21 protein-coding genes, 1 tRNA gene and 1 CRISPR repeat array are annotated in these 25379 nt (G+C 58.3%); of the genes, 12 read left to right on the plus strand and 10 right to left on the minus strand.

Annotated elements, in window-relative coordinates; genetic code table 11:
• Positions 1 to 46: 46 nt before the first annotated feature.
• Positions 47 to 998: a CRISPR direct-repeat array (repeat unit 37 nt; unit sequence GTTTCCGTCCCCTTGCGGGGAAAAGGTAGGGATCAAC).
• Positions 999 to 1272: 274 nt separating this feature from the next.
• Genes cas2 through NW840_RS10480 form a run of 3 tightly spaced genes read right to left on the minus strand, consistent with a single transcriptional unit; the run spans position 1273 to position 4018 of the window.
• Complete coding sequence (gene cas2, locus NW840_RS10470; protein ID WP_414331218.1) at positions 1273 to 1551, minus strand: CRISPR-associated endonuclease Cas2; 279 nt, start codon at positions 1549 to 1551, stop codon at positions 1273 to 1275.
• Positions 1551 to 2576: a CRISPR-associated endonuclease Cas1 gene (gene cas1 / locus NW840_RS10475; RefSeq protein WP_414344134.1), complete on the minus strand. Its 1026-nt coding sequence runs from the start codon at positions 2574 to 2576 to the stop codon at positions 1551 to 1553. The genes cas2 and cas1 overlap by 1 nt, the downstream gene beginning before the upstream one ends.
• On the minus strand, positions 2573 to 4018 hold the full coding sequence (locus NW840_RS10480) for a TIGR03985 family CRISPR-associated protein (RefSeq protein WP_414344136.1): 1446 nt from the start codon (positions 4016 to 4018) through the stop codon (positions 2573 to 2575). Before NW840_RS10480 ends, cas1 begins: the two co-directional genes overlap by 4 nt.
• A gap of 165 nt (positions 4019 to 4183) precedes the next feature.
• Here NW840_RS10480 and crn3 point away from each other — a divergent pair, with 165 nt between their 5' ends.
• Entirely contained in the window at positions 4184 to 5152 is a 969-nt protein-coding gene (crn3, locus tag NW840_RS10485; RefSeq protein ID WP_414344138.1) for a CRISPR-associated ring nuclease Crn3/Csx3, read from the plus strand.
• A gap of 103 nt (positions 5153 to 5255) precedes the next feature.
• Positions 5256 to 6047 (plus strand): ADP-ribosylglycohydrolase family protein, encoded by a 792-nt coding sequence (locus NW840_RS10490; protein ID WP_414344141.1) that lies wholly within the window; start codon positions 5256 to 5258, stop codon positions 6045 to 6047.
• A 75-nt stretch (positions 6048 to 6122) separates the two neighbouring features.
• Here NW840_RS10490 and NW840_RS10495 read toward each other — a convergent pair whose 3' ends face one another.
• The 4 genes from NW840_RS10495 to NW840_RS10510 form a co-directional block, all read right to left on the minus strand.
• Positions 6123 to 6962 (minus strand): nitrate ABC transporter ATP-binding protein, encoded by an 840-nt coding sequence (locus NW840_RS10495; RefSeq protein WP_414344143.1) that lies wholly within the window; start codon positions 6960 to 6962, stop codon positions 6123 to 6125.
• A gap of 71 nt (positions 6963 to 7033) precedes the next feature.
• Positions 7034 to 9031: a nitrate ABC transporter ATP-binding protein gene (locus NW840_RS10500; RefSeq protein ID WP_414344144.1), complete on the minus strand. Its 1998-nt coding sequence runs from the start codon at positions 9029 to 9031 to the stop codon at positions 7034 to 7036.
• Between the two features lie 68 nt (positions 9032 to 9099).
• A complete protein-coding gene (ntrB, locus tag NW840_RS10505) occupies positions 9100 to 9927 on the minus strand; it encodes a nitrate ABC transporter permease (protein WP_414344145.1) in 828 nt (275 codons plus the stop codon).
• 522 nt (positions 9928 to 10449) lie between these two features.
• Positions 10450 to 11760: a CmpA/NrtA family ABC transporter substrate-binding protein gene (locus tag NW840_RS10510; RefSeq protein WP_414344146.1), complete on the minus strand. Its 1311-nt coding sequence runs from the start codon at positions 11758 to 11760 to the stop codon at positions 10450 to 10452.
• Between the two features lie 204 nt (positions 11761 to 11964).
• On the opposite strand from NW840_RS10510, the gene NW840_RS10515 reads away from it, so the two are divergent.
• The 8 genes from NW840_RS10515 to NW840_RS10550 all read left to right on the plus strand — a co-directional run bounded on the left by NW840_RS10515 (position 11965) and on the right by NW840_RS10550 (position 18386).
• Positions 11965 to 13062: a tocopherol cyclase family protein gene (locus NW840_RS10515; protein ID WP_414344149.1), complete on the plus strand. Its 1098-nt coding sequence runs from the start codon at positions 11965 to 11967 to the stop codon at positions 13060 to 13062.
• A 175-nt stretch (positions 13063 to 13237) separates the two neighbouring features.
• Positions 13238 to 13311: transfer RNA gene (locus NW840_RS10520), tRNA-Arg, on the plus strand.
• Between the two features lie 118 nt (positions 13312 to 13429).
• Positions 13430 to 15904 carry an ATP-dependent Clp protease ATP-binding subunit gene (locus NW840_RS10525; protein WP_011432255.1) on the plus strand — a complete coding sequence of 825 codons (2475 nt, stop codon included), beginning with the start codon at positions 13430 to 13432 and terminating at the stop codon, positions 15902 to 15904.
• Between the two features lie 127 nt (positions 15905 to 16031).
• Complete coding sequence (locus tag NW840_RS10530) at positions 16032 to 16667, plus strand: ATP-dependent Clp protease proteolytic subunit (protein WP_011432256.1); 636 nt, start codon at positions 16032 to 16034, stop codon at positions 16665 to 16667.
• A gap of 17 nt (positions 16668 to 16684) precedes the next feature.
• On the plus strand, positions 16685 to 16954 hold the full coding sequence (locus NW840_RS10535) for a hypothetical protein (RefSeq protein WP_414328712.1): 270 nt from the start codon (positions 16685 to 16687) through the stop codon (positions 16952 to 16954).
• A gap of 16 nt (positions 16955 to 16970) precedes the next feature.
• A complete protein-coding gene (locus tag NW840_RS10540; protein WP_414344152.1) occupies positions 16971 to 17327 on the plus strand; it encodes a Uma2 family endonuclease in 357 nt (118 codons plus the stop codon).
• The gene (locus NW840_RS10545) at positions 17275 to 17886 is read left to right on the plus strand and encodes an ATP-dependent Clp protease proteolytic subunit (RefSeq protein WP_011432257.1); all 612 of its coding nucleotides are present in this window, start codon (positions 17275 to 17277) and stop codon (positions 17884 to 17886) included. Before NW840_RS10540 ends, NW840_RS10545 begins: the two co-directional genes overlap by 53 nt.
• Positions 17887 to 18044: 158 nt before the next feature.
• Complete coding sequence (locus NW840_RS10550) at positions 18045 to 18386, plus strand: hypothetical protein (RefSeq protein WP_414344154.1); 342 nt, start codon at positions 18045 to 18047, stop codon at positions 18384 to 18386.
• 4 nt (positions 18387 to 18390) lie between these two features.
• On the opposite strand, the gene NW840_RS10555 is transcribed toward NW840_RS10550, so the two are convergent.
• Positions 18391 to 18978 carry a chromophore lyase CpcT/CpeT gene (locus tag NW840_RS10555; RefSeq protein ID WP_011432259.1) on the minus strand — a complete coding sequence of 196 codons (588 nt, stop codon included), beginning with the start codon at positions 18976 to 18978 and terminating at the stop codon, positions 18391 to 18393.
• A gap of 8 nt (positions 18979 to 18986) precedes the next feature.
• On the opposite strand from NW840_RS10555, the gene NW840_RS10560 reads away from it, so the two are divergent.
• Entirely contained in the window at positions 18987 to 20381 is a 1395-nt protein-coding gene (locus NW840_RS10560) for a malic enzyme-like NAD(P)-binding protein (RefSeq protein ID WP_414344157.1), read from the plus strand.
• A gap of 100 nt (positions 20382 to 20481) precedes the next feature.
• On the opposite strand, the gene NW840_RS10565 is transcribed toward NW840_RS10560, so the two are convergent.
• Entirely contained in the window at positions 20482 to 21426 is a 945-nt protein-coding gene (locus tag NW840_RS10565; RefSeq protein WP_414344159.1) for a putative CRISPR-associated protein, read from the minus strand.
• Between the two features lie 824 nt (positions 21427 to 22250).
• Between NW840_RS10565 and NW840_RS10570 the strand changes: the two genes are divergently transcribed.
• Positions 22251 to 22922 carry a DUF1614 domain-containing protein gene (locus tag NW840_RS10570; RefSeq protein ID WP_414332122.1) on the plus strand — a complete coding sequence of 224 codons (672 nt, stop codon included), beginning with the start codon at positions 22251 to 22253 and terminating at the stop codon, positions 22920 to 22922.
• On the opposite strand, the gene NW840_RS10575 is transcribed toward NW840_RS10570, so the two are convergent.
• Positions 22919 to 25093 (minus strand): caspase family protein, encoded by a 2175-nt coding sequence (locus tag NW840_RS10575; protein ID WP_414344161.1) that lies wholly within the window; start codon positions 25091 to 25093, stop codon positions 22919 to 22921. The two genes, NW840_RS10570 and NW840_RS10575, sit on opposite strands and share 4 nt — an antisense overlap.
• Between the last annotated feature and the right edge of the window lie 286 nt (positions 25094 to 25379).

The following is a 25379-nucleotide window of genomic DNA, read 5'->3' on the forward strand; positions in this document are numbered from 1 at the left end:
TCAACATCACACGGTTGTACGATCCGAACCATGAGGGCGGTGTCGAGTTTCCGTCCCCTTGCGGGGAAAAGGTAGGGATCAACGGAAAGAGTGGTTCATTTCCCGGGCGTCCCATCCACAAGTTTCCGTCCCCTTGCGGGGAAAAGGTAGGGATCAACTTGCAATTTAGCAATCCGGTGCTATTTCCAGATAGCGTTTCCGTCCCCTTGCGGGGAAAAGGTAGGGATCAACTCTCGGGCATTGGCTTTTGTGCAGACAGCACTTGACGTTTCCGTCCCCTTGCGGGGAAAAGGTAGGGATCAACACTACCTGGAGCGCGCGAAGCGCCAGGCCGAGGACCTGATGTTTCCGTCCCCTTGCGGGGAAAAGGTAGGGATCAACGGAGGGCCCAATCGACAGATCCCGACTACGGTTGGACTGTCGAGTTTCCGTCCCCTTGCGGGGAAAAGGTAGGGATCAACTTTGGCGACAAGCCCTTCAAACCGGGCGTCCACGTCGACAGTTTCCGTCCCCTTGCGGGGAAAAGGTAGGGATCAACTCCTGAGTACTAATCTAATCTCCACCTAACTCCCCCTCCCCGTTTCCGTCCCCTTGCGGGGAAAAGGTAGGGATCAACATTAACAACCGAATCATGTTGTGAATTCGGTTGTAGTGGTCGCGTTTCCGTCCCCTTGCGGGGAAAAGGTAGGGATCAACTTACCAACCTGTTGGATCAAGCGTACGCTGCAGGGAGACTGTTTCCGTCCCCTTGCGGGGAAAAGGTAGGGATCAACCGTTGGATCTTGACGCCGGACGAAGCGCTTGACATGGCGTTTCCGTCCCCTTGCGGGGAAAAGGTAGGGATCAACTGCGACCGCGAGCTGTACTACGACTACAGGGATCGTTTGTTTCCGTCCCCTTGCGGGGAAAAGGTAGGGATCAACGTTGTTCGAGATCGCGGGATCCTAGTTGCTCATTCACTGTTTCCGTCCCCTTGCGGGGAAAAGGTAGGGATCAACCCTACCCTCGGAAAAGCCTGAATTCATGAGGTTTTCAAGGTGCGTTCGCGAGGGAGTACGGAGATTCCTCGACACAGATATTAACATTATCCTCGCGGCCAAGCGCAAGCGGGGAAATTGAGCTTGCTACGGCCATTATGTCACGTTTTTGGGCCAATCGGGGCAAAAGATCTAAAGTTTCCCTTAAAATCTTGTGCCGGCAGAGTCAGGCTGGTGATGGCTCGCCCCGACAGATCGCGCACAAAACTTTACAATTTCGGCCCGGTGGAGAGCCTCAGAAGATCAGGTAGTCCGGCGGCTCATAGGGGGGAGGCCCCCCGAAGACTTTGGCCTGCTTCTTGGCCGCGGCATCCAAAGGGTAGGCCCGCAGACTGTCTTCCTTGAGATTCAGCAGGGGCAACCACGACTGTTCCAGCTTGTTTTCCAACTCTGCAGTGTCCAGTGGGCATTCGAACACGGAGTATTGCACCCGCTGGCAACACTGTTCCAACTGCTTGGCCAACTGTTGTCGCCGCTTATCGTCCACCACGTCGTAGCAAACCAACCACAGCATCAGCGCAGCTCTATGGGCTCATAGTCTAGGTCACCGCTCACCAGGCAACGGCTCAGCCGGCGGGCTTGCTCCAGCACAATTTGACTGAGGGGCAGGCGGCGAGATTGGGGAGGATAGAGCAATGGCTCGCGGAAGCGGCGTTCCAGCTCTCCCAAAAACAGTTTTTTGGCCAGGGATCCCAGCCATATGCCTGTCCCATCCGGCGACGGCTCAAAGTCTTCCGGCGTGAGCAGGCCAGCCTTGACAAGCTGGAGCACAGCCCAATCCACCACCAAGGGTCGAAACTCCTCCATCATGTCCAGCACCAGGTTGGGGCGGTAGGGCAAGTTGGCGTGGAAAAAGCCGAGATAGGGATCCAACCCGGCCATCACCACTGCCGAGAACACGCGGGCCAGCAGCACCCCGTAGCCCCAACTGAGCAGAGCGTTGATCGGGTCGAGCGGCGGCTGTCGGTTGCGGCCAGTGAAGTTCCACTCAGGCGGAAAGCAATGTTGCAGGGATTGGTAGTAGGTGCGGGCGCAAATGCCCTCCAGGCCCATCAGCGCTTCTCGATCCGGAGGAGTGGTGGAGCGATCCAACTGTTGCAGGTAGGCGGCGATAACATCAATACCCTCCTGTAAGGGGGCAATTTGGCCGCGGGTAGCCCGGTTGTGCAGTTGTAGAATTGCCCGTTGGTTGCGAATCTTGCCGCGCACAATCACCTTGGCCCACCTCAGCCCCCAGGGGGAGTAGGCCCGCTGATACTGGGCCAGACGGATCTCAGAGTTGGTGGAGAAGGATCCCTGCAGGCGACCGCGAAAACCGCCATCCGCACGCAAAAAAATGGTTTCGATGCCTCGATCCAGCAGTTGGGCCAAAGCTGCGCTGGTCAATTGGATCCCGGGCAACACCACCACCAGCTCCACCTCCGCAAGGCGGCAAAGCTGCTCTTGACCACGGCGGCGAATGAGCAGGGTTTGGTTTTGGCAGTGAACCACAGTCCCCGGCTCGGTTAGGTAGAGGGTGGTCATGGGCAGGAAGGTCAAGAAAGCTTCAGGTCGGGGCGATAAAACTGCAGCTCTGCCTGGGCTTCCCGAGCCATCTGTTCCCGGTAGGCCGGGGGAGCGATGACCTCGCCGTTGGGCCGCCAGTCGCGCAAACGCATGGTGAAATTGGTATCTCCCACCCGCACCCAGGCCCGAAAATAGCGGTCGCTGGCCGGCCTTTGCCGGAGAATGTTCAAAATCTGTTGGCGTTCCTGCACATCCGCCACTGCCTGCTGCACCAAAGCCGGGATCCGCTCGTAGGCAATGGGCTGGAAGGTGGGATGTCGCACTGTGCTCTCCACGTAGCGACGGGCAAACTCCGGGGAAAATCGAAGGATCAACAATGCCTTGGGCAGGTAAAAATCGGATCCCCAGGCTTCTTCCCATGCTGCTTGGACTTCCTCTGGGCTGGGCAGCTTCCTCTGCCGTTTGCGGATTGCCAGCTCTGGCGGAATGGAAGGATCGCCCCAGGGGATCACCGCCAAGCGCTTAGACTGGATCCGATCCAGCCGAAAATTGTGCCAGCCCAGGGATCCTTCGGGGGTGGGAAGCTGGCCAAAGGCTGCCAAATACTTGGCGCGGCGGGCATAGAACAAACAGACTGGGTAAGTGAGAACGTGTCGGATCCCATGTTGGCGGGTGGCGTAGTCAAAACCGATCACCCCCGCTTCTGGGTTGGCCCAAAAGGCTTCCAGCTGGTTTTGATATTCGTCCACCCGTTCTTGCTGTTCGTCCGAGAGGATGTACTCAAACCACACAAACAGCCGCCGCTGGGAGTGCTGATCGCGCCAGCGGGACGGAGTCCTTTCGCGCCAGCGGGACGGAGTCCTTTGGTTGGCCCAGATTTCATCCAGCAAAACCTGGACATCTGGATGCACAAAGGCTACATCGCTGAGGATGTGATAGATCTGTTCCAGTTGATGGCCCGATAAAGTCAAAGCCGATGAAGATACGGGCAGTTGGGGACGATCCCCCGGCGCACGGCAGCGAAAATTATCTCTCCGCCTAGAGTTGGCCTGAATTTGTTGCAGCCAACCCCGGGCAGCCAGGTAATCCAGCTCTTTGCGCAGTGTGCGATGGGTCTTGTGAAAGGGTCGGGCAGATAGCAGCGCTTCCAGATCCGGAACTTCTGCTTTTAAGGCGGCCAATAGGTTGGGATCCTTCAGCCAAAACCTCAAGGGTTTCCAGCAAATGCAGTCAACATCAGGACAGGGTGAAGGGATCCCTTGTGCCAGATCCTGCTTGGGGTGCCGTGGTGAGAGCAAGCGATCCCGGATGTGGGTGTAGCCAAAGGTTTCCGGCAGGTCTGGCCAGCGGTTTTCGCCATAGAGGCAGTGGAGCAGTACCCACAGGCGCACGGCCCGCTCCAGGCGCTCGGCCAACTGACCGCCCGCTAACCAACGCAACACTTCCACCGTCAAAGGCAGCTCAAATCCGCTCATCCGACAGTTCCCTCGGTTCTTAGGTCAACCAGTTGATGGCACTCCAGGCCAGGGGTTTTCTTGGAGCAAGGCGCAAGTGAGAGCCTGACCACTCTGACATGAGTTGGAACCTTCCACTTCCAATCTCTTCCATACTGAAGTCAACCTGTCTCGTCAAATCTGCCCATGGCTGCTGTGGCACTGCATTTGCTTTCCGGCTGTCTGGCCGCTCGCGCCAGCGGGACGGAGTCCTTTCGCGCCAGCGGGACGGAGTCCTTGGACCCTCGAAGATCCCATTCTTCGGAACTGTCTTTTCAGGTCATCGAAATTGAGCTGACCCGACCGGATCGCCTGGTTTTTCCAGAGGATTTGGCTCAGCTTCAGCTGCCTGCCGGGATCAATGCCCAGCTGGGGGTGGTTCTGACGGGGCGGGCCCCCATTTGGCTGTATGGCTGGCTGGTGCATGAGTGCCACTTCACCCGTTGGGTGGCCTGTTATGACCCACGCTTGGGCGCGGTGGTGGTCTCCAGCCATACCCCCGAAGTGCGGGTGGGCCAGGTCATCCCCTGGGTGCAGGGAAGGCCGGGCAAGGCCTACGGCCCGCTGACGCGAACAGAATTGGCAGCGGCGGTGATGGTGGTGGGCCCCCCCGACAGTGGCAAAAGCCGTCTTGCCCGCGCCCTCTTCGAAGCTCTGCTGCCGGAGCATCCCGATATTTATCTGCAACGGGCCCATTGGGATGGGGAAGGCAATTGGACTTTAGACTTGCCACCAGAAGAGGCGAAGATCCTCAAGCACCAGTACCGGGGCTCTTTTACCCCCGAATTTTTCAGCTTCCATGCCCAGGCCATTCTGGCTTTGCGCCGGCAAAAGAGTTTGGTGATTGTGGATGTGGGCGGCAAGGTGGATCCGCAAAAGCAGCCGATCCTGGAAGCCTGCTCCCACTACCTGGTGGTCAGCCGGGATCCCGAGGCTATCCCTCTCTGGCACGAGTTTTGTCGAGACCGGGGCAATTTGCGCTGTGTGGCCATCCTGCACACCTCGCCCGGCCCTCCTCAAGTGCCCAAAGACCCACCTGAGTTGGAAATTCACTGGGATCCCAACTCTCCTCCCCCCGCGGAGCTGCTTCGGGCGGTGCGCCGCTTGATTGCCTAGGGGTGCGGATTCAGAATTGGATGGGCGGGCGAGCCTTTTCGGAAACGGCGAGATTGAGAACCGGGAGATTGAGAACTGGGAAAAGAAAAAGGAGAGGGTACTGATGCTGGGAGCCATTGCCGGGGATGTTATCGGTTCTGTCCATGAGCACTCGGGCACCAAAACGAAGAACTTTCTGCTGTTCGTCGAGGCCAGCCAATTTACCGATGACACGGTTCTGACGGTCGCTGTGGCCGAGCGGCTGCTGCGGGGCGGTAGCTACGTCGATTGGTACCATGAGTACTTCCACGCCTACCCAGAGGCTGGGTACGGGAGCAGCTTCATCCACTGGGCCGAGCATCGCTGCCGTGAGCCGTACTACAGTTGGGGCAACGGAGCCGCCATGCGGGTTAGCCCCATTGGCATCGCCTGCAACACGCTGGAAGAAGTGCTGGCCCAGGCGCGGGCCAGTGCCGAGGTAACCCACAACCACCCGGAGGGCATCCGCGGCGCTCAGGCTACGGCAGCCGCCGTGTTTCTCGCCCGGTCAGGGTACACCAAGGCCGACATCAAGACGTACATCGAGCAAGAGTTCGGATACTGCCTATCCGAGCGGCTGGACGATATCCGGGAGCACTACTGCTTCGATGTCTCCTGTCAGGGCTCGGTGCCCCAGTCGATCATCGCGTTCCTAGAGGCAGACGGTTTTGAAGACGCAGTGCGCAACGCCATCTCCCTTGGTGGAGACGCAGACACCATGGCCTGCATTGCCGGGGGCATTGCGGAGGTGTTTTTCGGCGGCGTGCCGGACGAGATCGCATCCCAGACGCTGGCCGTTTTGGACGAGCGGTTGCACGGCGTTGTGTGCGAGTTCCAAGAGAGGTTTGCGGATCGCCTGACCAGGGGCTGCACCTGATGGCCAAGGTGTGTGGTTTTTGGGTTTTGGGTTGCCTTGTCGCCCTCTCGCTCCGTCAACTGCTCCAGGTTGGATTTACCGGTAAGCCGCCTCTGGGTTGGCTTCATGGCCGTAGAGATAGCTGAGAACCGAGTTGCGCAGGCGGTAGTACTGCGGATCTTCAAGAATCCGCTCGCGATCCCGAGGGCGCGGGAAGGGGATGGTCACGATCTGCCCGATGGTGGCTGCAGGGCCATTGGTCATCAGCACCAGGCGGTCGGCCAAAAACAGCGCCTCATCAATGTCGTGGGTAATCATCAAAACCGTGCAGCGATGTTCATCCCAAATGCGCAACAGCTCCTCTTGAAGCTCCTCTTTGGTAATGGCATCCAAGGCCCCGAAGGGTTCATCCAAAATCAGCACTTCTGGACGGATGGCCAACGCACGAGCAATGGCTACCCGCTGTTTCATCCCTCCCGAAATTTGCGAGGGATATTTCTGAGCAGCTTCCCCCAGCCCCACCAAATCCAAATGTTCTTCCACAATTCGATGCTTTTCCGACTGGCTCTTTTGGGGAAATACCGACCGAACGGCCAAATAAACATTTTCATAAACCGTGAGCCAAGGCAACAGGGCATACCCTTGAAACACTACCATGCGCTCCGGGCCAGGAGCTGTAATCGGCTGCCCTTTCAGCTTCACCGAGCCACTGGTGGGCTGGGCAAATCCGGAAACCATATTCAGCAGGGTGGTTTTGCCACAGCCGGAATGCCCAACCAAGCAGACAAACTCTCCCTCGTTCACACTGAGATTAATATCTCGCAAGACGGGATAATCCCCCTTGGGAGTTGAGTAGGTCTTGCTGACGTTCTCAAGGCTTAGGTAGGGTTCTGCGGCTACGTTCGCTGGGGTAGAGGTTGTCAAGAGGGCAGTCATCGTAGGGTGCTCCAACTTATGATTTTCTCACAACGGGGAATGTGCTTTTGCAAGGGCGCCCAAGTGGGTATCTAGAGCAACACAGGACGACGATCTAAGGCAACCTCGGCTACATAAATATCGTGCTTAATCGCCAAACTGTTGAGGTAGGCCAGGGGATCCTCACCATTAAAGGGGATCCCATCGAACAACTGAATGGGCTGCCTTTGGTAGGAGACATCCAGTCCCAGCTCGCGGGCTGCCGTACTGAATACCCCCACCTGACATACCCGCTCCACGATCTCCACCCAGTTGCGGGGGAAGGGCAGCTCCCCCCAGCGGGCCATTTGGGTCATCATCCACAGATGCTCGGTGCGGCTGGGACGGTTGCCGGCTCCCAGAAAGAAGCGGTGGTGGGCATATTCCCGCATCGGCCTGTCCAAGTCACAGATTAGGCGCTGGGGATCCCCCAGATGAATGTAGGAGGGGTCGGTGCTCAGGTAGGCGCGGCGGCTGAGCAGCTCGCGAATCTCATCGTGATGGGCCGGGTCTTCACAGTAGCGGCAGGCTTCCAACAGCGCTTTGACCAAGGCAATGTGGGTGTTGGGGTAGGCTCTGGCCCAATCTTCTCGCACCCCCAACACTTTGCCGGGATGGCCCAGCCAAATCTCCAGGTCTGTAGCCACCGTAAAGCCACTGCCCTCCAGGGCTGCCCGCAAATTCCAGGGCTCTCCCACACAGTAGCCATCGATGTTGCCGGCTGTTAGGTTGGCCACCATCTGAGCCGGGGGCAGCGTTTTCAGCACCACGTCATGATCCGGGTGGATCCCACCAGCTGCCAGCCAGTAGCGCAACAGCAAATTGTGCATAGAGCTGGGATGCACCACCCCAAAGGTAAGCCGACGGCTGGGACTATCCAGAATGTAAGCCTTCAACTGGCTGAGGGTGTGGATCCCTTGCTCGTAGAACCGCTTATGCAAGGTGATGGCATTGCCGTTGCGGGTCAAGGTGAGGGCAGTAACCACCGGCTGAGGCGGGTTATCCCCTCCGCCCAAAGACATCCACACCGGCATACCGGCGGGCATTTGGGCCGCATCCAGATAACCTCCCTGAATGCCGTCTTGGATCCCTCGCCAACTGGTTTCCCGCACCAAATTCACTTCTTCCAAGCCGTGTTTGGCAAAAAACCCTTTTTCTTTAGCTACAGCCAAGGGAGCACAGGCAGTGAGGGGCACAAAGCCGATCTCCAAGTTGATCTTTTCCAAGCCATGCCTGGCCACCACAGTGCTGCGGCGAGCACGCCATTGCTTGATGCGTTTTTGTTGGTTCAAAAAGTAGATGATCTCGCTGCGGTAGCTGTAGTAGCTGGGATGGTTGACCACCTCCAGCCGACGGCGGGGCCGAGGAATGTCAATGGTTAAAATGTTCCCAATTCGGGATCCCGGCCCATTGGTGAGCATGACCACACGATCTGACAGAAGAACCGCTTCGTCCACATCGTGGGTGACCATGAGGGTGGTCATCTGATGTTCTTCACAGATGCGCATTAACTGCTCTTGCAAGTTCCCGCGCGTGAGCGCATCCAAAGCGCCAAACGGCTCATCCAACAACAACACTTTGGGCCGCAAAGCCAGGGCACGGGCAATGGCCACCCGCTGCTTCATACCCCCGGACAATTGGGCTGGGAGCTTATCTGCTGCGTGGCGCAAGCCCACCAGATCAATGTGCTCTTCCACGATCTGCTGACGCTCCGCCGGAGAATGGTTTTTAAGAACGGCATTCACCGCCAGCGCAATGTTTTGCCGAACCGTTAGCCAAGGCAAAAGCGAGTAATGCTGAAACACCACCATGCGATCGGGGCCGGGAGCAGTGATGGTATGCCCATCCAAAGCCACGATCCCCCCTGTCGGCAAAGACAGCCCCGCCACCATGTTTAACAGGGTGGATTTGCCACAGCCGGAGTGGCCGATTAAGGAGACAAACTCCCCTCGATGGATTTGCAGATCGATCCCTTTCAGAGCAAGGTATTCCTGCCCTCCGGGCAGAGCAAAAGATTTTTCCACCTGCTCCACACTGACCAATACAGACACAGAAAACCTCCCAACCTATCACCCGTCTAGCCTCAAACCAACCACATACTGACAACACATCCAACACATCATTGGTTGGCTATCTTGTTTTGCAAAACAGACATCAGGCGATCCAAAAGCAATCCCACCGCTCCGATGTAGATGACGGCAACGATGATCTCCGTAACGTAGTTCTGCTGGTAGGCATCCCAGATGAAAAAGCCGATCCCCGGCACACCTGACATCACAATTTCTGCGGCAATAATCGCCAGCCAAGACAGGCCGATGCCGATGCGCAGACCTGTGAACATGTAGGGCAGGGCTGAGGGCAGCAACACCTTAAAAAAGAAGTCCACTTTGGAGAGCTTGAGCACTTTGGAGACGTTGATGTAGTCTTCCGGGATCTGTCTCACCCCCACAGCCGTGTTGATGAGAATGGGCCAAATTGAGGTAATAAAAATAACGAACAGGGCAGCCGGCTCATTGCGTTGCAGAGCAGCCAAAGATATGGGCACCCAAGCCAAGGGAGCTACCATGCGCAAAAATTGGAAAATGGGATCCAAAGCTCGGTTGATCCACACGCTGCTTCCCACCAAAATGCCCAGTGTGATGCCCACCAAGGCGGCACTGCAATAGCCGATGGCCACCCTTTGTAAGCTGGCCAAGGTTTGGCGCAGCAGCCCTTGGTCAAGGTCGCTGTTGCGGTACAAAGGATGCAGGATCAGGTACCGGCTGCGCTCATCCATCCACACATCCCAGGGTCCCGGCAGCCGAATAAGGTTGGCACTGGCCAAGAGCTGCCAGATGAGCAGGAATCCAACAATACCCACCACAGGGGGGAGGATCTGATCTCGGTACTTCGCCAAATCGAGCTTCGCCGTTGCAGATTTTGCCGGAGAAGAAAGTGTTGTCGTCATAGCTCCTAGAGGAGGATAGGGTTTTACAAGGTTCTCTGTTGTCGCGCTCTCAGAACATTCCAGCCGCAGGGTTCTACAACGTGTTGGAAACAGAGCATGAACTGGGATTGGCCTTGCCTTTTCGTTGGATGGGCAAACACAGGGATTGCAAACTCAACAAAACTCTCACGACAATCAGAAAACTCAGGATTCCTACGGCTATTGAAAGGATGAGCTTGTCCCAGCGAGGCCGGGCCGGCCTCTCAAAAGGAGGATCCCTGAAGAGTTCGCGCGGAACGTGAAGTAGAGCCAACATAGCCGATCCTCAACATGGCATTTAAAGTTATTCAAAAAGTGCGAGGCTCATAGCATCCATCAACTTTCCATCGTTTGGGCAGAAAGCTCGGCACCGCTTTTTTCGACCTCGTGGGATCCCACAGGTAGGCAGGATCCCTGTCGCGCGAGAGATTCGAACAAGGAAACGGTAAGCCATGGACTTCCTGCGAAAGAAGGTGAGGAACTTGGCCCAATCAAGCTATTCAGCTAGACCCTTTTGATTTTCAGGCTGTTCAGGTAAGCCTGCGGATCCTGTGGGTCAAACACCACACCGTCAAAGAAACGCTCTGTTCCCCGCGAGGTGTTGTTGGGGATGTTCTTCACCCCCAGTGCCTGGGCGGCCTCACGCCAGAGATCTTCACGGTTCACTTCATCCACCAGACGACGGGCAGTATCCAGATCGGTCAGGAAGCGAGCGTGGAAGCCCCAACGCAAGGATTCCGTCAGGAACCAAAGGTCATGGCTCTTATAGGGGTAAGAGACGCTGCCCCGGCCATCTTCCCAGTACAAGGGCCCGGCATTGAAATCTTGAACAGCTGGCTTGCCGTCTCCCAATTCGTAGTTGCCTTGAAAGGGAGGGGTGAGAACTTCAACCGGCACATTCAGGTAGGCACGCCCTGAGAGAATGCGTGTCAGTTCTTCTCGGTTGGCCGGATCGTCGCACCATTGCTGCGCTTCCATCACCGCCATCAAAGTGGCTTGTGTGGCCCTGGGGTTTTGCTCTACCCAATCGGCGCGAATGGCCAAGTATTCTTCGGGGTGAAAGGGCCAAATCTGTTGGGTAAGGGCCGCCATAAACCCAATCCCATCGGCCACAATCCGGTAGGGCCAGGGATCCCCGGTGCTAAAAGCATCCATGGTGCCATTGCGCATCCCCTGCACCGTTTCGGCAGAGGGAACCGCCAACAGGTCGATGTCTTGATCCGGATCTACCCCCCCAGCGGCAAACCAGTAGCGGATCCAAAAATCTTGATTGACGTTGGGGAAGGTATGAGCGGCCTTGAATTTGCGTCCGTTGCTGGCGCTGAAGTTTTTGATGTAATCCGCGGCTCCCGAGATATCCAGCCCCAAACCCTTGCCAGCATGCATTCCAGCAATGGCAATTCCGTTGCCTTGGGTGATCAACTGACACAGAACTGCCATGCGCACCGGCTGATTGTTGGTGATGGCGCCAATGTGGATCATGTGAGGCATCGGCATCTGCCACTGGCCACCGTCGATTCCCCCACCCGCTGAGCCGATGACCACATTGTCACGGGCTGCCGGCCAACTGGCCTGCTTCAACACCTCTACACCGGTCATGCCATGCTTGTCGAAAAAGCCCTTTTCCTTGGCGATGATCAGGGGGGCAGACTCCACAATCGGTATAAAGCCTAACCTGAGATTGGGGGTTTCTGGGCCGCTGGCCTGGGCAACCCAGTAGCCTGTGCTGGCCCGTGCTAAGCTGCCACTCACGAGTCCACCCACGGTGGCCGCACCCGCAGACAGCAAAAAGTTACGACGTGACGTCATGCTCACCTCATCGAAAGGATATGTGAAGGCAAGATGGAAGCTTTCCGGTTCAAGTCGCCTGACCCACGGATTTCCTTGGTGAAATCTCAAGAAATCCTTAAATCTCAGCTTGGTTGATATCCTAAGGGCAAATAAATATAGAAACAATACAATTATTATTTTGGTAAGCATAGACTTCCGTTTATCATTGTTGCGATGGCTTAGGTCTCAATGGCGTTTCCTCCAACGGCGGCTTGCTCTGGGCAAAACAACTCAACAGATTGGGGATCCCTGCCCCATGCCGGCTACCACTGGGATGGCTGCACAGAGCGGTTTTTTGAGGGTTGGTATAGCCGGGTAACGTTGCCCGGGGATCCGCCCATCAGCTTTGCCTTCATGTACGCCATCGATCCCAAGCGCGGGGGCATGGCGCAGGTGTTGGGGCCGGAGGAGGAGTTGCATTGGCGCACCTTCCCCAATCCCCGCCGCTTTTGGGCCAGCTCAACCCATCTGGCCTTGGGGCACTCAGGGATCCCAGGCCCCGGCTGTCGCGGCCTTCAGGATCCCTTCACCTTCTTCCAGCGCACCGCCAGCGGCTACCAATACACCGCCCACCTCAACCAGGGGATTTTGCCGGATCCCTTGGGCTCTGAGCCCATTCGCTGGCTTTACCGCATTCAGCCTCGTTTTGCCTATGGGATCCCACCCCGAGCCACCATGGGAGCCTGGTCTTATCTGCCCATCTTTGAGCCGGGCTGGCAGATCCTCATGAGCCATGGCTTGGCCACCGGCTGGGTGGAGTGGAGAGGCAGGCGCTATGCATTTCAGCAGGCTCCCGCCTACGCCGAAAAAAATTGGGGCCAAAGCTTTCCTCGCCGCTGGTTTTGGATCCAGTGCAACGCCTTTCCCCAACATCCCGGTCTCAGCCTCACCTGTGCCGGAGCTGAGCGGCAGGTGCTCACCCGCCCCGAAGAAGTGGCCCTGATCAGCTTGCATGGATGGGGATCCCAGCCCTTTTTGGAATGGCGACCCGGATCCGCTCGGCTGACCTGGCAAGTGGATCCCTGGGGATTTTGGCGAATCCGGGGAGAGAGCGCCCTCTGGTGTATTCGGCTGGAAGGGCACACGGGACGGCCTGGCCAAACTGTATTCACTCCTGGCCCAGAAGGGATGCAGCGCAACTGTCGGGATACCCTATCAGGGCATCTGCACCTACAGCTTTGGCAGCGCAACGGCCAAGTCTGGACGCCGGTGCTCACGGCCACCAGCTCCCAAGCCGGCCTCGAAGTGGGGGGAGAAGTTCCGCGACCTTGGCAAGGGCAATGTTAACGCTGGCGGATATCTACACCCCCGCTGGACTTTCCAAAGAACGCTCTTGTGCTAGAATGCCTAAGCCACATTGATAGATGTCCATCTCTGTCTCTGGATAGTACTGGATAGTATCTGAGTAACTATGGACAGATAGTATGGACAGACATTCAACCGTGGTTGGCCCGCCCCTCTTGCGCCTGTAGCTCAGTGGACTAGAGCACGTGGCTACGGACCACGGTGTCGGGAGTTCAAATCTCTCCAGGCGCGTTTTGGCCCCAGACAGCTTCCGTCTGGGGTATTTACCGTCCCTTGGTTTCGCCAGAACTTGTGCTAGGATTACCCCTATCAAGTCCGCCTTGATGCAGGCGTAGGGAGCCCGAGGATCATGTTTGAACGCTTTACAGAAAAAGCCATCAAGGTGATCATGCTGGCCCAAGAAGAAGCCAGACGGTTAGGTCACAATTTCGTTGGCACCGAGCAAATTTTGTTGGGGTTAATCGGCGAGGGCACTGGGGTCGCCGCCAAAGTTCTCAAGTCCATGGGAGTGAACTTGAAGGACGCCCGCATTGAAGTCGAGAAAATTATCGGTCGGGGATCCGGTTTTGTGGCCGTCGAGATCCCTTTCACTCCCCGCGCCAAGCGAGTGCTGGAACTCTCCCTAGAAGAGGCCCGCCAGCTCGGCCACAACTACATCGGCACTGAGCACCTGCTCCTGGGCCTAATCCGAGAAGGGGAAGGGGTGGCAGCCCGCGTTTTGGAAAACCTGGGGGTGGATCTCTCCAAGGTGCGCACCCAGGTGATCCGCATGTTGGGCGAGACCGCCGAAGTGACGGCGGGGGGGGGATCCTCCAGCCGCACCAAAACGCCCACCCTGGACGAATTCGGCTCCAACCTAACTCAACTGGCCCAGGAGGGCAAGCTGGATCCGGTGGTCGGTCGGACGCGGGAGATCGAGCGGGTGATCCAGATCTTGGGCCGCCGCACCAAGAACAACCCCGTCCTCATTGGCGAGCCGGGGGTGGGCAAAACTGCCATTGCCGAAGGCTTGGCCCAGCGCATTGTGCAGGGGGATGTGCCGGATATTTTGGCCGACAAGCGGGTGATCAGCCTGGATATTGGCTTGCTGGTGGCCGGCACCAAGTACCGCGGCGAGTTTGAAGAGCGCCTCAAGAAAATCATGGATGAGATCCGCAATGCCGGCAACATCATCCTGGTCATCGACGAGGTGCATACCCTGATCGGGGCCGGGGCTGCGGAAGGGGCGATTGATGCCGCCAACATCCTCAAGCCTGCTTTGGCCCGCGGCGAGCTGCAGTGCATCGGCGCCACCACCCTGGATGAGTACCGCAAGCACATCGAGCGGGATGCTGCTCTGGAGCGCCGCTTCCAGCCCATCATGGTGGGCGAGCCGACGGTCTCCGAGACCATCGAGATCCTGTTTGGCTTGCGGGAGCGCTACGAGCAGCACCACAAGCTGAAGATCTCCGATGCCGCCTTGGATGCGGCAGCCAAGCTGGCCGACCAGTACATCTCCGACCGGTTCTTGCCAGATAAGGCCATCGATTTGATCGACGAGGCTGCTTCGCGGGTGCGCCTGATCAACTCTCAACTGCCCCCGGCGGCCCGGGAGCTGGATCAAGAGCTGCGGCGAGTGCTCAAGGAGAAAGACGCTGCGGTGCGGGCCCAGAACTTCGACAAGGCTGGTGAGCTGCGGGATCGGGAGATGGAGATCAAGCAGCAGATCCGCGCCATTGCCGCTGCCAAAAAAGCCGAGGAGAGCAGCCGCAGCGAAATGCCTGAGGTAACCGAAGAGGACGTGGCCCAGGTGGTCAGCGCCTGGACGGGGGTGCCGGTGGCCAAGCTGACCGAGAGCGAGTCAGTGAAGCTGCTGAACATGGAAGAAACCCTGCACCAGCGCATCATCGGCCAAGACGAGGCGGTGCGGGCCATCTCCCGTGCCATCCGCCGCGCTCGGGTGGGGCTGAAAAATCCCAACCGTCCCATCGCCAGCTTCATCTTCTCCGGCCCAACAGGGGTGGGCAAAACCGAGCTGACCAAGGCTTTGGCAGCCTACTTCTTCGGCTCCGAGTCGGCCATGATCCGCCTCGACATGTCGGAATACATGGAGCGGCACACGGTCAGCAAGCTGATCGGATCCCCGCCGGGCTATGTGGGCTACAACGAGGGAGGTCAGCTCACAGAAGCGGTGCGGCGCCGCCCCTACACGGTGGTGCTCTTCGACGAGATCGAGAAGGCGCACCCGGATGTGTTTAACCTATTGCTGCAAATCCTGGAGGATGGCCGCCTGACCGATGCCAAGGGCCGCACGGTGGACTTCAAGAACACCCTGATCGTGATGACCTCTAACATCGGCTCGAAGGTCATCGAGAAGGGCGGCGGCAGCCTCGGCTTCGAGTTCAACACCAACGACGAGGATGCCAACTACAACCGCATCCGCAACCTGGTGAACGAGGAGCTGAAGCAGTACTTCCGTCCGGAGTTCCTCAACCGCGTGGACGAGATCATCGTCTTCCGGCAACTGACCAAGGATGAGGTGAAGCAGATTGCCGACATCCTGCTCAAGGAAGTGTTTGACCGCATGACGGAGAAGAAAATCCGCCTTACGGTCAGCGACCGCTTCAAAGACTTGGTGGTGGAGGAGGGGTATAACCCCAGCTACGGGGCACGCCCGCTGCGCCGCGCCATCCAACGCCTGCTGGAAGACATCCTGGCGGAAGAGATCCTGACTGGGCATGTCCGGGAGGGATCGGAGGTGCTCATCGATGTGGATGAGGAGCGCAAGCCCAAGGTGCTGGTCACGGAGCCGGAGCGGGTTCTCTTGCCTCAAGGGGCGGAGTAAAGCTGGCTTTGAGAGGTCCTCAGACTGCAAGGGATCCGTTGGGATGCTGCGGATCCCTTGTGGTCCTCAAGTGTTGTTTTTTTGGTGTTTTTCAGTTGAACAGACCCAGGCGTAGGAGAACTCTGGCATGGTGCAATCGACCTACTACTACTATGGCGGCGCTCCGGTTCGTACCCCGCCTCCGGATTTGGCTTCGCTGCTGTTGCAGGAGCGCATTGTCTACCTGGGCTTGCCCCTTGCAGAGGAGTCGAATGCCAACGTCACCAAGCTGATCATCGAGCAACTGCTGTATCTGCAGTACGAGGATCGGGAAAAGCCGATCAAGATGTACATCAACTCGACGGGCACCTATAACTACGACACAGCGGCCTTTGCCATTCTGGACACCATGAACTACATCAAGCCGCCTGTGCATACTATCTGCATCGGCAATGCCATTGGGATGGCGGCCATGTTATTGGCAGCAGGAGCCAAAGGATTTCGGGCCAGTCTGCCCAATGCCACGATCGTGCTCCACCAGCCCTATGGGGGCACCCGTGGACAGGCCAGCGACATCGAAATTCGCACCCGCGAGATTCTGACTTTGCGCAACATGATGCTGGAGCAACTGTCCCGCAGCACGGGCCAGCCTATGGAGCGCATCAAGAAGGACACGGAGCGGCTATTTTTCATGACACCAGAGGAAGCCAAAGCCTACGGCCTCATCGATCAGGTGCTGACCAGTTCCAAAGGCGTGCCGAAGTTGGCAGCAGCCAAAAACTAAAGCAGAGGGATCCGTCCATGGTTCAAGTTCCCGTACAGCCTTTAACGGCGGAGGAGTACCTCCACCTCACGGACGGGCTTTATGAAGGACGGGTTGAACCTGAAGACGGGTCCATTCGGGAAGCCGAGGAGCGTATGAACACCCTCATTGAGCTGTTTCTGGTTGCGGAATTGCCCAAGTTTTTGCCCATCCAACGCCTGAGCTTGGGCCAAGTTGAGGTCGAAGTGCCCGCAGCCAAGGCTCGGTTGCGCAATCCAGAGGTGATGGCTTTGCATCCCGCTATGTGAGCTTGCTGGGAAACGGTTGCGGAATCCTTGCCTGCACATGCCCCTGCCGCTGTTGGTGGTGGAAGTCGTTTCCCCCGGAGTAGACAATGAAAAACACGATTATCAAGACAAGCGCAAAGATTACGCTGCCCGTGGGATCCCAGTGGATCCAGCCAAGCAGTCCGTTTCCGCGGTGCGCTGGGTTGGCGGAGAATACGAAGGCGAGGTCAAAACTGGATCTGGACGCATTGTTTCCTCGGTTTTGCCCCAGCTGGATTTGAGCGCGGAAGATATCTTACAAGCGCGTCGTTCTGTGTTTCATACTTTGCCAGGAGAAACTTATGCCGATTGGAGTGCCTCGGGTTCCCTACCGTTTGCCCGGCGAGCCCTATAGCCAGTGGATTAGCCTTGACGATCGCCTGTACCAAGAGCGGATTTTGTTTATCGGCGAGCCCATTGACGATAGCTTGGCCAATACCATCGTGGGGGTGATGCTCTACCTCAACTCGCAGGATCCGCAAAAGGACATTGTGATGTACATCAATTCTCCCGGTGGCTCTGTGACGGCGGGCATGGCCATCTACGACACCATGAACCACATCAAGCCAGATATCGTTACGGTTTGCGTGGGCCAAGCAGCTTCAATGGGAGCCTTTTTGTTGGCTGCTGGCACCAAGGGCAAGCGGTTTGCCCTGCCCCACTCCCGCATCATGCTGCACCAGCCTTCGCTGGGCACGATCCAAGGCCAAGCCAGCGACATTGAAATTCGCGCCCGCGAAACTCTGCGAGTCAAACGACGCATGAACGAGATCTTGGCGCAAACCACCGGCCAACCGCTGGAGAAAATCGAGCGGGATGTGGAGCGAGACTTTTACCTCTCGGCCACGGAAGCTCAGGCTTACGGCATCGTGGATCGGGTGATCCAAGAGCGCTCGGAAGCCATGGCCAGCTAGGATGGCTGGATCCAAAAAATAGCCTGGGCAAGCTCCTGAGTCGGATGTTGAAGAATTGAACCCGCGAGGAATACACCTGGGATCCTTTCATGATCTCACCGTGCCGGTTCTGCGGTGCCGAGAGACGGGCTGAGGTCTTTGGGGTGGCTAGGATTAGGGTGGAGTTAGCCGGGAGATCCGACCAGGTGAACCGACAGCATTGGGCCAGAAGGAGCGGTGGATGGGCCAGTCTGCTGGTGTTCCTGCTGTATCCCCCAGATCAGGCTTTGGCTCTGCCCCCCGCTTCTGAGATCCCTGAGGAGGTGCTGCGGGCGCAGCCAGATTTGCGGGCTCGCTCTCCGGTCGATAATCAGCCCCTCACCGCCGACGAAGCTCTAGAACTCCAGGAAGCCTTGGCAGCTCGGCCCGAAACCGGATCTGTCTCTCCAGAGGTGGAGCGGCTGATCTTTTTGCTCAGGCTGCGCAAAGGGTTTCGAGATCTGTTTCCCTTCCTGTTTTGAAGGTTCAGACCTGAAGAGGAGCCGGTGGGATCCCTTTTTGGTAACGGTAGGGTCCGGCGCGGGATCCCCAGGTTTGTTGGCCAGTGGCGGCGTCAAAGCCCCGATCCCAGGTGATGAATTCGCTGGGGGTGAGGTCGAACTCGATGTGGATATAGGTGCTATCCCCGGGGTTCAGACGACATTCTCCACCTGGCAGCATTTCGCCGTGGTAGCAGTCTGGGCGCTTTTCCACCAAAATGCGACAACCGGGCAAATGCTCCAGGTCGGCCAAGGAGAGCTGCGCCAAGCGCTGCGGATCCTGAGAGGCACCTGCCCAAGCTGCTTGATCCCGCAATTTGTAGTTCTCGATCCGCAAGGGATCCCCCAATACCTGGAGCACCCGGCTGCGATAAAACTGGCCCGGCGTGTGCTGGTTAAATTGCTCGGTAAAAAAGCCGATCCCCTCCGAGAACAGGTGGGGAAGGCGCACGTACCAAAGGCTGACCGGCACAAACCACACCGGCTCTGCCATCGCCTGGGTGCGGTTGCTGTAGTAGCCCTCCAGCCAGTTGGCCAGGGTGTGCAGGTCGGAAGCGGATTTTTCGTCTACCATAGGGAGCTATGACAAAACTTACCCCCAGCTCTAGCTATAGCATTGCCCTGCGCATTCGCCTGCTCAACCAGCCGGGAGCCCTAGCCCGCGTCACCCAGGCCATTGCGGAAGTGGGAGGCAGCCTCAGCCAGATCGATCTCATCCACCAATCGGCAGCAGAAACGGTGCGAGAAATCTGTGTAGATGCCGTCAGCAGCGAGCATGCTCAGCAAATTTACGCCGCCGTTGCCTCCTTGGCCAATGTGAAGGTGGAGCGGGTGGTAGATCGCACCTTTGAGCTGCATCGAGGGGGAAAACTGCAAGTGGTGGCCAAAAGCCCCCTGGAGAGCGCCGCCGATCTGGCCATGGCCTACACGCCGGGGGTAGGGCGGGTTTCTCTGGAAATTGCTGCCAACCCCGCCGCGGTCTATGAGTACACCATCAAGGGCAACAGTGTAGGCATTGTAACCGATGGCAGTGCGGTGCTGGGCTTGGGGAATGTCGGCCCGGAGGCAGCTTTGCCGGTGATGGAGGGGAAGGCGGCGCTGTTCAAGCGCTTTGCCGATATCGATGCCTTTCCTCTGTGCCTGGCCACTCAGGAGGTGGGGGAAATTGTAGAGACGGTGGTGCGCCTGGCGCCGGGATTTGGCGGCTTTAACCTGGAAGACATCAGCGCCCCTCGCTGCTTTGCCATTGAGTCTCAGCTCAAGGCCCGCCTCAACCTGCCGGTGTTTCACGACGATCAGCACGGCACCGCCATTGTGGTGCTGGCGGCGCTGCTGAATGCCCTGAAAGTGGTGAAAAAGAGCCTAGACGAGGTGCGCATTGTCCTCAACGGGGCCGGGGCAGCCGGCATTGCCGTGACGCAACTGCTGCGGCGGGCCGGGGCAGCCCACATCCTGGTCTGCGACCGCCAAGGGATCCTCAGCCGCTCCCGTTCCGATCTCACCCCCGAGAAGGCGGCCATTGCCGTCGAGGAGAAGGGATCCCTGGCGGAAGCCTTGGTGGGAGCGGATGTGTTTATTGGGGTGAGCGTGGCCAATGCCCTGACAGTGGAGATGGTAGAAAAAATGGCACCGGATCCCATCGTCTTTGCCCTGGCCAACCCGGTGCCCGAGATCCAGCCGGAGCTGGTGGGCAATCGGGTGGCAGTGATGGCCACGGGCCGCAGCGACTACCCCAACCAAATCAACAACGTGCTGGCCTTTCCGGGCGTGTTTCGCGGCGCCCTCGACTGCCGCGCCAAGCAGATCAACACCGAGATGTGCCTGGCTGCCGCTCAAGCCATTGCTGCCTTGATCCCTGCCGAAGAGTTGGATCCCCAGTGGATCATCCCCTCGGTCTTCGACGGGCGGGTGGTTCCTCAGGTGGCCGCTGCGGTAATCCAGGCTGCCCGCCAAACCGGCGTGGCCGGGATCCCTTGAGGGCTACCTAGGGCACCAGGTGACAAGCCACAAAATGCCCCGCGCTCACCTCGCGAAAGGCCGGGGGTGGATCTTGGCCTGTTCCTTCCCTGGGGGGAACTCACACCAGACGACCCAAGCGCTCCCGCAACTCAGCGGCGGCCTGCTCCAGGTGCTCAGGGGTGTAACCGGTGGTCTCTACCCTGACAGCAAGGTGGGTGTCCTGGCTCTGGTGGAGATGGATCCACAAGATGTGGCGGCCGTCCTCTGTTTTGCGGTTTGCAGCTTTGACGCTGTTTTTGGGGGCAGAGTAAGCGTGCGGGTCGTAGCGGACCAGATCCACCCAGGGAATGTCTCGCAGGAGTTTTTCCACCTTGACCCAGCTGCGAGGACGGTGGTGGCTGCTGTCGACCTGCAGCTGGATGACTTCGGAGCGAGGTCGGCCTGAAAAGGACTCCGTCCCGCTGGCGCGATCGGGAAGACCTGCCCGAGGGATCCGGGGCTGAACTTCCGGCTGTAGGTAGGGCAGGTAGACCAAAGACTTGTATTGCTCATGGATGTAGCAAACTGGGATCCCCAATTGGCTGCCCACCACAGCCATGATCATGGCTTGGGCTTTGAACCCACCGGTGGCGGCAAAGGTGACGATCCCCTTGGCGCTCTCTGCCAACTGTTTCAACAGCTCGGCCATCCGCTCCAGAGAGGATCCCTCTAGCTCGTAGTCGATGCCGGGAAGGGGCACCAGAGAAACCTGTTGTTGGCCCAGTTCTCTTTCAAAGAAGAGCTTCAAAATCCGGGCACACTCCAGCCCATGGGGGGTTGCGGAGTGCAGCAGAACCAAAGCATCGCCGGGGGTGGGATCCAGGCGGTAGTAGGTGTTGGTTAAGGACTCCGTCCCGCTGGCGCGATCGGCGCTGATCAGCTCCAGATCGGTTCTTTTCATCCAGGCCAGCGCTTGCTCCGGATCCCCGATGGTTTTTTGTCCCACCCAGGGGCGCTGCGGCTGCAGATCTTTGTCAAGGTTGGTGAGCAAGGAGGTGCCCACAGTCATGATGATGGTCTGCATGATAGGCGGTTAACTCAAATTTTTCGAGAGCTCTGTCTTGCTTTGCGCCCAGAGCAGCTGGACTTTGCCGATTCTGCTATCTTCTCTAAGGCCCAGAACCTTCACCTCTACCTCTTGCTCCACCGAGAGGGAGGGTTCCCTTGGGGTGAGCTTGATGTCGGGGCCCGAAATCTGGAAAGTAACTTCGTTGCCCTTGATGTTGGTGATGGTGGCCTTCAGTTTTTGACCAATCTGGAAGCAGGCTTGGCGGGCCCGCTGTTGGGTCTAGTCTTGTGGGTATTGGTTGTTTTGCTGTGGTCTGTCCTGCTGGGGCTCGTTTGCCGCGCCTTGGGGAACGGCGTCCCTGCGACCAGAGTGGCTGTTGGGCTGGGATCCCTGGTGTGGCGGAGTCTCGCCAGCAGGCATCCCCCCATTCCCGTAGTAGCGGGCCATGCCTAGCCCAGGATCTGCAGCACCTCTGCCGGCCTGTCCTGTAGGGCTACATCTTCAGAGACTACCGCAAGTGGAACATTCATACTGAACAGTATCTGCGCGACCTTTGCTTCGAGACTGTTGAAGAATCTAATCACATCAAAATTCGGTTTTATGGAGATCCGCGCTATCAAATCGTTATGGCTAAAACTCCTGGCGACTGGAGGGCTGGCCGCAATATTTCAAGGACTCCGTCCCGCTAACGCGATCGGGATATTCGCAACCTCATTTTTGGCCTTTGAGATCCTGAAACGAATAAAGTTTAGTTGCAAACCTAACTTTCTCAGGGGGCACGCAGCTGAGAAAAGTTGAACCGAGTCCTGATAGGCTGAAGAAAAGTTGGGATCCCTGCCATGTTCTACCTGCCGGTCTCGCTGCTGTTGTTTTTCATGCTGGTGTTGCTGCTGCCTTTCCTCTGGCTGGGGCTGGCAGTGGATGTGGTGGCGCTGGCGGTGGGAAAGCTGGGGTTCTCGCGGGAGGGAGCGCTGTTACTGCTGCTGGCCATCCTGGTGGGCAGCTCGGTCAATATTCCCCTCTATCGGGTGAAATGCGAGGTGACGCTGGTAGAAGACCTAGCTAGCTTGTGGATGCGGCAGTTCTGGGGGATCCCTTTGACCAAGCTTTCCCAGGAGACGGTGATTGCCTTAAACGTGGGCGGGGGGCTGATCCCGGTGCTCTTGGCCCTATACCAATTTGGGCGGGCCGATAGCGTGCTGATCCTGGCGGTAACGGCGCTGGTAACCTTGGTCAGCTACTATGCTTCCCACGTGGTGCCCGGGATCGGCATTCAGATGAATCCTCTAATTGCCCCAGCTACAGCAGCCTTGGCCGCTTTGTTCTGGGCTGGGGATCAGGCGCCAGCGGTGGCCTTTGCCGGCGGGGTTTTGGGTACCCTTATCGGGGCGGATCTCCTGCACTTGCCGGAGGTGTTGCGGCGCAATTGCTCAGGCATTCTCAGCATTGGCGGGGCCGGGGTTTTCGATGGTATTGCCCTCTGTGGCTTGTTTGCCCTGCTGCTGAGCTAAACCAGCAAATAGGCAAGGGAAAGGGTGATGGATTGGGCGGGATCCAGCCAACGCAAGTCGGGATCCCCTAAGGACTCCGTCCCGCTGGCGCGATCGGAGGCACGCTGAGTCAACTCCTCGAGGAGCGTTTGCGTCCATTCCAGCGGCCCATTGAGCAACATCGGCGAACGGGCTACCCCCAGTTTGCGGGCCATAGCCTTGAGGGCTTCCAAGCTGGCGGACAGGGGGCGGGTGCTGGCCACAAACAACAGCTCCGTCAGCCCTTGGGCATGACAGGTGAGCAAGTCAGAGCTCACAGCAGAGCGCAGCTCGCCATCGACCTCCGGCAAGGGTGGCAAAGTTAAACTGCTCTTGGCTTCCAAGCGAAGAGGTGTGGTGAAGTTGTCCTGAGGCAGGGGGGCCAGCAGGTGCAGTTGTCCGGTCGGGTCGATCAGCAACAGGTAGCCGTAGAGATCCTGCTCGCTGTTGTTGCAAAGGGTGAGATGCAAGGGATCCCCTCGCGTAAACCGCTGCATACCCACCTCAGCAGGAGCGGAAGTTGCGGACTGGACAAGGCGTGCCGCCAACGAGGGAGCTAAGGACTCCGTCCCGCTGGCGCGATTGGCAGCTCTACCTTTGACGGCCAACTCCGCCACCACCGCCAAGGAAGAGGAAACAGCATTGAGAGTGGTGCGCAAACGTTTGGCAGCCAGCAGATGGGCAAGACGGGGAGCTAACCGCTGGACGGCCATTGCTGCAGCCTCTCCTGCTGGGCCACAGGAATTCAGGAGCAATTCTCGCCCCGGCCAGAACAGGCTGTAGCTGTTCACTTCCAGAGGCTTGAGCAGGGTGTCCGACCGTTCGCGCCAGCGGGACGGAGTCCTAAAAGCAGTGGCCATTTCCGGGGTGATGCGGCCCAACAAACAGTCCACCTGTCGCTCGCGGGGGTTGGCCGTTTCCATCCAGCTGTAGCCGGCAATGGCATTGGTCAGATCCACCTTTTCAATGCGGCCCAGGTTCTCCTCTAGGCCAACCAAAAGCTTGAGCGTGCTGGAGAGGCCGCGCAGCTGCTCCCGCAAAGGTGTGCCCACAGGGGGAAACTGCCCTTCCGGGCTGGCCACCTGAACCTGAGCCAACAGCCCACTTCGAGAACGCATGAGCAGCGGCGTCGGCGAAGAGGCGGAAGGATCGGCGGGAATGGGAACCAAAAGAGTACCCGGCTGCAAACCACACAGGGCCGCCGATGGGATCCCGCCCAACCACACCTGAGCCCGATTCCCCTTCACTTCTTGGACTACCCCGCTCACCCCTGCCTGCGTGGGCGCAAGAAAATAGGGGTGAATGCGTCGGGCAGTGTCTTGGCCTTCCAAGGTGGGGCGTTGGCAGGCGAAGAGGCCCAGCTCCCGCCGGCTGACCACCTGGTTAAAGGCCACCAGCAGACGGGTGGCAGGCGTGGTTTCCCACAGGTACTGCGTCAGCAGATAGGTGAGTACCCCGGCATAGAATCCCGGCCAAGCAGCTTCTGCTGCCAAGTCCTGGGGAGTGGTGGCCGAAATCAGCAAGCCCTTGGGCGGAGACGGCCAAACCCGCTGGGGTTCCGAGGAGTCCGAGATCGCGGCTGGGGGACGGGAACGCAGTTGCAAGTTGCCTCGCACCGACGGCGAGACATAGGTAAAGCCACAGTCCAGAAGGGTGGTGATCTGGGCAGTGCCCAAGCCTTCCAAAAGCCGGAAAAAGCTGTCTAGCTCCATTGCTGCCACTCCCTCAGAGCCAGACAACAGCAGCACCGGCTGCCAACAGTTGGGCGCGGATCCCAGCCGCCACTGGCCATAGCCGCTAAACTGCACCACTACCGTTTCAGCCGTGTGACCTTGACCCCCCAAGTGCTCTGCAAAGGCCGATTGGATCCCAGCCGGCGTGGCTGCCCCATCGGTAAGGGTGAGAATGTCTGCCGGGTCAAAACCAAAGCGATAGAGGAGTAGCTCCCGCTGCAACTCCACATCTGTCAAACACCCTTGTAGCGCGGATCCCTCGCCAAGGTAGCGGTTAATACCGATGAGAACAGCCAGCTTGCGGGAGCCAGCCGCCAAAGCTTGCCCATATCGCTCAGCCCGGCCCCTCAACCAGCCAGGGGATAGGCCAAGACCGGCAGCAACCAGGAGGAGTTTTTGCAGAAAAGACCGCCTTTCCATGTTGACCCTCTGGGCTGACCCCCGGCCCAACGACTACCCCATCGGCCAGCGAGCCACAGCTAAACTTTGCACTGGAATCTGTTGCTGCCTATTTCAGGATATCCCCATCCACACAGCTTTTTCCCGAGATCGAGTGACAGTTTTTGGCGTTTTCTTTGCATTCCTTATCAATCAAACCTCCGCTACTTCCCATGGGGATCCCACGGCAGCGCTCTTCTGTCAGCTAGAAATCGCAGGAGCCCCGCACTGTACCCGTAGGGTCAGTGTCGGGAGGAATGCGGAAGTT

Origin of the sequence: Synechococcus sp. R5-13, from assembly GCF_047462015.1 — a bacterium.
In the GTDB taxonomy this organism is placed as follows: Bacteria; Cyanobacteriota; Cyanobacteriia; order Thermostichales; family Thermostichaceae; genus Thermostichus.

Bases quoted from the DNA above. Each gene is read 5' to 3' on its own strand.
- NW840_RS10555 (WP_011432259.1), bottom strand. From the start codon at position 18,978: ATGGTAGACGAAAAATCCGCTTCCGACCTGCACACCCTGGCCAACTGG.
- NW840_RS10575 (WP_414344161.1), bottom strand. From the start codon at position 25,093: ATGGAAAGGCGGTCTTTTCTGCAAAAACTCCTCCTGGTTGCTGCCGGT.
- NW840_RS10515 (WP_414344149.1), top strand. From the start codon at position 11,965: ATGGCGTTTCCTCCAACGGCGGCTTGCTCTGGGCAAAACAACTCAACA.
- NW840_RS10525 (WP_011432255.1), top strand. From the start codon at position 13,430: ATGTTTGAACGCTTTACAGAAAAAGCCATCAAGGTGATCATGCTGGCC.
- crn3 (WP_414344138.1), top strand. From the start codon at position 4,184: ATGGCTGCTGTGGCACTGCATTTGCTTTCCGGCTGTCTGGCCGCTCGC.
- NW840_RS10545 (WP_011432257.1), top strand. From the start codon at position 17,275: ATGCCGATTGGAGTGCCTCGGGTTCCCTACCGTTTGCCCGGCGAGCCC.
- NW840_RS10535 (WP_414328712.1), top strand. From the start codon at position 16,685: ATGGTTCAAGTTCCCGTACAGCCTTTAACGGCGGAGGAGTACCTCCAC.
- cas2 (WP_414331218.1), bottom strand. From the start codon at position 1,551: ATGCTGTGGTTGGTTTGCTACGACGTGGTGGACGATAAGCGGCGACAA.
- ntrB (WP_414344145.1), bottom strand. From the start codon at position 9,927: ATGACGACAACACTTTCTTCTCCGGCAAAATCTGCAACGGCGAAGCTC.
- NW840_RS10480 (WP_414344136.1), bottom strand. From the start codon at position 4,018: ATGAGCGGATTTGAGCTGCCTTTGACGGTGGAAGTGTTGCGTTGGTTA.
- NW840_RS10495 (WP_414344143.1), bottom strand. From the start codon at position 6,962: ATGACTGCCCTCTTGACAACCTCTACCCCAGCGAACGTAGCCGCAGAA.
- NW840_RS10565 (WP_414344159.1), bottom strand. From the start codon at position 21,426: ATGCAGACCATCATCATGACTGTGGGCACCTCCTTGCTCACCAACCTT.
- NW840_RS10490 (WP_414344141.1), top strand. From the start codon at position 5,256: ATGCTGGGAGCCATTGCCGGGGATGTTATCGGTTCTGTCCATGAGCAC.
- NW840_RS10530 (WP_011432256.1), top strand. From the start codon at position 16,032: ATGGTGCAATCGACCTACTACTACTATGGCGGCGCTCCGGTTCGTACC.
- NW840_RS10570 (WP_414332122.1), top strand. From the start codon at position 22,251: ATGTTCTACCTGCCGGTCTCGCTGCTGTTGTTTTTCATGCTGGTGTTG.
- NW840_RS10560 (WP_414344157.1), top strand. From the start codon at position 18,987: ATGACAAAACTTACCCCCAGCTCTAGCTATAGCATTGCCCTGCGCATT.